Origin of the sequence: Streptomyces sp. NPDC002884 (assembly GCF_040295245.1) — a bacterium.
Classification (GTDB): Bacteria; Actinomycetota; Actinomycetes; order Streptomycetales; family Streptomycetaceae; genus Streptomyces.
This window is the reverse complement of the sequence record NZ_JBEOVB010000087.1, coordinates 1-5038: the sequence shown is the minus strand read 5'-3', so window position 1 is coordinate 5038 and position 5038 is coordinate 1. Positions and strand designations below refer to the sequence as shown.

The window sequence follows — 5038 nt, the reverse complement described above, 5'->3', positions numbered from 1 at the left end:
TTCTTTTCCGCGGTGTTGTTGCCGGGCGGGCGGGGGGGGGGGGGGTCGTTTTTGTGCGGGGGGGGGGGGGCCCCCCGGGGGGGGGGGCCCCCCCCGCCCGCAGGTGTACCGCGCGTGTACCGCGCGACTGTGCGCGTACGGCGTCCCGTCAGGCCTTGCGGCGGCCTATCAGGTGCGGCTTCGCTTCCAGCCCGTCCAGCCCGTGCCAGGACAGGTTCACCAGGTGGGCCGCCACCTCCGCCTTCTTCGGGCGGCGCACGTCCAGCCACCACTGACCGGTCAGGGCGACCATGCCGACCAGGGCCTGGGCGTACAGCGGGGCCAGCTTCGGGTCGAAGCCGCGGCTCTTGAACTCGCGGCCCAGGATGTCCTCCACCTGGGTCGCGATGTCGGAGATCAGGGACGCGAACGACCCGGTCGACTGCGGGATGGGGGAGTCCCGGACCAGGATCCGGAAGCCGTCCGTGTACTCCTCGATGTAGTCGAGGAGCGCGAAGGCCGCCTGTTCGAGGAGCTCACGGGGGTGGCCCGCCGTCAGCGAGGACGTGACCATGTCCAGCAGCCGGCGCATCTCCCGGTCCACGACGACCGCGTACAGGCCCTCCTTGCCGCCGAAGTGCTCGTACACCACCGGCTTGGAGACCCCGGCCTTCGCCGCGATCTCCTCCACCGAGGTGCCCTCGAAACCCTTCGCCGCGAACAGGGTGCGACCGATCTCGAGCAGCTGCTGGCGCCTCTCGGCACCCGTCATACGGGTGCGCCGGGCGCGCCGCGGCTTGGCTTCGTTGCTGGGGGTGCTGCTGGGATCGGTCGCCACGCCGTCAATCATGCCGCCTCGGCGGTGGCCTTCCCCCGTCGGGAGTCGTCCTCACCCGTGTTGCGACGCGAATCGATACGCGAGCGTGACGGCCAGCGGACGTCGTAGGCCCACCCGAGCATCTCGAACCACCGGATGAGCCGCGCCGAGGAGTCCAGCTGGCCCCGCATCACGCCGTGTCGCGCCGACGTCGGGTCCGCGTGGTGCAGGTTGTGCCAGGACTCGCCGCAGGACAGGACCGCCAGCCACCAGACGTTGCCGGAGCGGTCGCGCGACTTGAACGGGCGCTTGCCCACCGCGTGACAGATCGAGTTGATCGACCACGTCACGTGGTGCAGCAGGGCCACCCGCACCAGCGAGCCCCAGAAGAACGCCGTGAACGCGCCCCACCAGGACATCGTCACCAGGCCGCCCACCAGCGGCGGCAGCGCCAGCGACAGGATCGTCCAGTAGATGAACTGCCGGGACACCGCGCGGATCGCCGGGTCCTTGATCAGATCCGGCGCGTACTTCTCCTGCGAGGTCTGCTCCTCGTCGAACATCCAGGCGATGTGGGCCCACCACAGGCCCTTCATCAGGGCCGGGAGCGTCTCGCCGAACCGCCACGGCGAATGCGGGTCGCCGTCCGCGTCGGAGAACTTGTGGTGCTTGCGGTGATCGGCCACCCAGCGGACGATCGGCCCCTCCACCGCCATCGAACCCATGACCGCCAACGCGATCCTGAGCGGCCGCTTCGCCTTGAACGAACCGTGCGTGAAGTAGCGGTGGAAACCGATCGTGATGCCGTGGCAGCCGAGGTAGTACATGAAGACCAGCAGACCGAGGTCGAGCCAGCTCACCCCCCAGCCCCACGCCAGCGGCACCGCCGCCAGCACCGCCAGGAACGGAACGACGATGAAGACCAGCAGCATGATCTGCTCGATCGAACGCTTCTGCTCGCCACCCAGGGTGGCGGAGGGTGTGGGGGTACCGTCGGGCGACTTCGAAGGGTCATCGATCACGTGGGAGCTGCCTGTGGTCATGCGCGTCCCCTGGGGGGTCTGGGAATGAGGGAGATGCCGTTGTTCCGCACACCGCGGAAGGTCGCACGGCGCACCAGTGCCACGCTCCCTACGGTTCCGTAACCTACGGCATCGTAAGTATGGCAGTGCCTTGCCGGGCGGCAAGAGCCCGCCAACCTGCGCGTCCCCATGGACACCTATCCTTGGAGACAGTCGGACAGCGCGGTCCGCTCTGTTTTCTTCCCGGATGTCCGGCCCCTATGCGACGCCCGCCGCACGGGGCCGGAGTACGGGTTCCCTCCCGGACGAGCTTCAACACTGCAAGGAGCCGCACCTGTGAGCAGTGCCGACGACCTTGGCCAGGCCACCGCAACGACCAGCACCGAGCTGCGCGCCGACATCCGCCGACTGGGGGACCTCCTCGGCGAGACCCTCGTCCGGCAGGAAGGCCCGGAGCTTCTCGACCTGGTCGAGAAGGTCCGCCGCCTCACCCGCGAGGACGGCGAAGCCGCCGCCGAACTGCTGCGTGGCATCGAACTGGAGACCGCGGCCAAGCTGGTCCGCGCCTTCTCCACCTACTTCCACCTCGCCAACGTCACCGAGCAGGTCCACCGCGGCCGCGAGCTGCGCGAGCGCCGCGCCGCCGAGGGCGGCCTGCTCGCCCGCACCGCCGACCGCCTCAAGGACGTCGACCCCGAGCACGTCCTCCAGACGGTCCGCCACCTCAACGTTCGCCCCGTGTTCACGGCGCACCCCACCGAAGCCGCGCGCCGGTCGGTACTGAACAAGCTCCGGCGCATCGCCGCGCTCCTCGAGACCCCCGTCATCGAGGCCGACCGCCGCCGCTACGACACCCGCCTGGCCGAGAACATCGACCTCGTCTGGCAGACCGACGAGCTCCGGGTCGTACGCCCCGAGCCCGCCGACGAGGCCCGCAACGCCGTCTACTACCTCGACGAACTCCACGCGGGCGCCGTGGGCGACGTCCTGGAGGACCTCACCGCCGAACTGGAGCGGGTCGGCGTCAAGCTCCCCGAGAACACCCGCCCGCTCACCTTCGGCACCTGGATCGGCGGCGACCGCGACGGCAACCCCAATGTCACCCCCCAGGTGACCTGGGACGTTCTCATCCTCCAGCACGAGCACGGCATCAACGACGCGCTGGACATGATCGACGAGCTCCGCGGCTTCCTCTCCAACTCCATCCGCTACACCGGAGCCACCGAGGAACTCCTGGAGTCGCTGAAGGGCGACCTCGAACGGATGCCCGAGATCAGCCCCCGCTACAAGCGCCTCAACGCCGAGGAGCCCTACCGGCTCAAGGCCACCTGCATCCGGCAGAAGCTCGAGAACACCAAGCAGCGCCTCGCCAAGGGCATCCCCCACGAGGACGGGCGCGACTACCTCGGCACCAGCGAGCTCCTCGCGGACCTCACCCTCATCCAGACCTCCCTGCGCCAGCACCGCGGCGGTCTGTTCGCCGACGGCCGGATGAACCGCACCATCCGCACCCTCGCCGCGTTCGGCCTCCAGCTCGCCACCATGGACGTCCGCGAGCACGCCGACGCACACCACCACGCCCTCGGTCAGCTCTTCGACCGTCTCGGCGAGGAGTCCTGGCGCTACACCGACATGCCGCGCGAGTACCGCACCAAGCTGCTCGCCAAGGAACTGCGCTCCCGCCGGCCGCTCGCCCCCTCCCCGGCCCCGGTCGACGCCGCCGGCGAGAAGACCCTCGGGGTCTTCCTCACCGTCAAGCGGGCCCTGGAGGTCTTCGGCCCCGAGGTCATCGAGTCGTACATCATCTCGATGTGCCAGGGCGCCGACGACGTGTTCGCGGCGGCGGTCCTGGCCCGTGAGGCCGGCCTCGTCGACCTGCACGCCGGCTGGGCGAAGATCGGCATCGTGCCGCTCCTGGAGACCACGGACGAGCTGAAGGCCGCCGACACCATCCTCGAGGACATGCTCTCCGACCCCTCCTACCGGCGCCTCGTCGCGCTGCGCGGAGACGTCCAGGAGGTCATGCTCGGCTACTCCGACTCCTCGAAGTTCGGCGGCATCACCACCAGCCAGTGGGAGATCCACCGCGCCCAGCGCCGGCTGCGCGACGTCGCCCACCGCTACGGCGTGCGGCTGCGGCTGTTCCACGGCCGCGGCGGCACCGTCGGCCGCGGCGGCGGCCCCTCCCACGACGCCATCCTCGCCCAGCCCTGGGGCACCCTGGAGGGCGAGATCAAGGTCACAGAACAGGGCGAGGTCATCTCCGACAAGTACCTCATCCCCTCCCTGGCCAGGGAGAACCTGGAACTGACGGTCGCCGCGACCTTGCAGGCCTCCGCCCTGCACACCGCCCCCCGCCAGTCCGACGAGGCCCTCGCCCGCTGGGACGCCGCGATGGACGTCGTCTCGGACGCCGCCCACGGCGCCTACCGGGCCCTCGTCGAGGACCCGGACCTGCCGACGTACTTCCTCGCGTCGACGCCGGTGGACCAGCTCGCGGACCTGCACCTGGGCTCCCGGCCCTCCCGGCGCCCCGGCTCCGGCGTCTCGCTCGACGGCCTGCGTGCCATCCCGTGGGTCTTCGGCTGGACCCAGTCCCGCCAGATCGTCCCCGGCTGGTTCGGCGTCGGCTCCGGGCTCAAGGCGCTGCGCGAGGCCGGTCTCGACACCGTCCTGGACGAGATGCGCGACCAGTGGCACTTCTTCCGGAACTTCATCTCCAACGTCGAGATGACCCTCGCGAAGACCGACCTGCGCATCGCCCAGCACTACGTCGACACCCTCGTCCCCGACGACCTGAAGCACGTCTTCGACCGGATCAAGGCCGAACACGCCCTCACCGTCGCCGAGGTACTGAGGATCACCGGCGAAACGGAACTGCTCGACGCCACCCCCGTGCTCAAGCAGACCTTCACCATCCGCGACGCCTACCTCGACCCGATCTCCTACCTCCAGGTCACGCTGCTCAAGCGCCAGCGTGACGCCGCCGCCGCGGGAGCCGAGCCCGACCCGCTCCTCGCCCGCGCCCTGCTCCTCACCGTCAACGGCGTCGCCGCGGGCCTGCGCAACACCGGCTGACCCGCACACCGGCACGAAGGGGCGCCCCGGTCCGTACGGACCGGGGGGGCCCGGAGGGGCCCGACCGACAACCCGACGCCCACCCGCCCCCCCCCCCCCCGGCCCCCCACCGCGCACGGCACCCCCGCCCGCAAAACGCGGC

At 70.5% G+C, this 5038-nt stretch carries 3 protein-coding genes; 1 reads left to right on the top strand and 2 read right to left on the bottom strand.

Annotated elements, in window-relative coordinates; translation table 11 throughout:
• Positions 1-148: 148 nt before the first annotated feature.
• On the bottom strand, positions 149-829 hold the full coding sequence (locus ABT070_RS45945; protein WP_062645257.1) for a TetR/AcrR family transcriptional regulator: 681 nt from the start codon (positions 827-829) through the stop codon (positions 149-151).
• A complete protein-coding gene (locus ABT070_RS45940; RefSeq protein WP_351769306.1) occupies positions 826-1839 on the bottom strand; it encodes an acyl-CoA desaturase in 1014 nt (337 codons plus the stop codon). Before ABT070_RS45940 ends, ABT070_RS45945 begins: the two co-directional genes overlap by 4 nt.
• 315 nt (positions 1840-2154) lie before the next feature.
• Here ABT070_RS45940 and ppc point away from each other — a divergent pair, with 315 nt between their 5' ends.
• Positions 2155-4896, top strand: a complete 2742-nt coding sequence (gene ppc / locus ABT070_RS45935; RefSeq protein WP_351769304.1) for a phosphoenolpyruvate carboxylase — start codon at positions 2155-2157, stop codon at positions 4894-4896.
• Positions 4897-5038: the final 142 nt, after the last annotated feature.